A 1,047-nucleotide genomic window follows, 5' to 3' on the forward strand; every position below is an offset into this window, starting at 1 on the left:
ATCCCCTCCCCGGCCCACAAACCCCACGCCACGCTGGTCACCGCCCGCCCCACGGCACGCTGCTGGGCGGCGTAGGCGTCCAAGAACGCGTTCGCAGCCGCGTACACCCCCTGCCCACCACCACCCCATACACCGGCGTTCGAGGAGAACAGCACCATCGCGTCCAGCCGGTGCCCGGACCCCTCAACCAGCAACTCGTGCAGATTCCGCGTACCTGCAACCTTCGCCGCCAAGACTCGGTCCGCCAGCTCCGGATCGACGTCATCAATGACCGCATGCTGACCGACCCCGGCCGCGTGGACCACCGCATCGATCGGCCCGACCCCGGCCAGGGCCGCGGCCAACCCGTCACGATCTGCCACATCGCAACCCAGCACACTCACCCGGACCCGGCCGCCACCGGTCAACTCACCGGTCAACTCACCGGTCAGCTCGTCGATCAGCTCGGCCACGCCCGGCCCGTCCATGCCCCGGCGGGAGATCAACACCACATGCTCCGCGCCGTGCCCGGCCACCCAGCGGGCCACGTGTCCGCCCAGACCACCGGTACCACCGGTGACCAGCACCGTCCCCCGCGGCTCCCACACCCGCGGCGACGCATCCGGCCTGGCATGCACCAACCTGCGCCCGTACACGCCACTCACGCGCACCGCGACCTGATCCTGTCCACCCCACCCGGCCAAGACCTGGGCACAACGACGCGCTGCCGCAGCCGCGTCCCGCGACGTATCCGGCCAGACCGCGGGCAGATCAACCAGACCACCCCAACGGCGGGGGTACTCCAACGCCGCGACCAGACCCAAACCCCACGCCTGAGCCTGGACCGGGTCAGCAGGAGCGTCGAACCGACCGGTACCCACCGCGCCACGGGTCAGCACCCACACCCGCCCGAACAGGCCGGCATCGCCACCCATACCGGTGTCGTTCAGACCCTGCAGCAACGCCAGCAGCTCATGCACCGGCGCCCGGCCAGGCAGAAACACCACCCCACCCAACCCAGCCCCGCCCAACCCAGCCCCGTCCGACCCAGCCCCGTCCGGCCCGGCC

Annotated in this window: 1 protein-coding gene; it reads right to left on the reverse strand. The window is 71.3% G+C overall.

The features are described 5' to 3' along the window. The coding region (locus tag ABZS58_RS51490; protein ID WP_354792178.1) for a beta-ketoacyl reductase at positions 1 to 959 on the reverse strand (959 nt) is incomplete at its 3' end. Positions 960 to 1,047: the final 88 nt, after the last annotated feature.

Origin of the sequence: Dactylosporangium sp. NPDC005555 (assembly GCF_040605635.1) — a bacterium.
Classification (GTDB): Bacteria; Actinomycetota; Actinomycetes; order Mycobacteriales; family Micromonosporaceae; genus Dactylosporangium.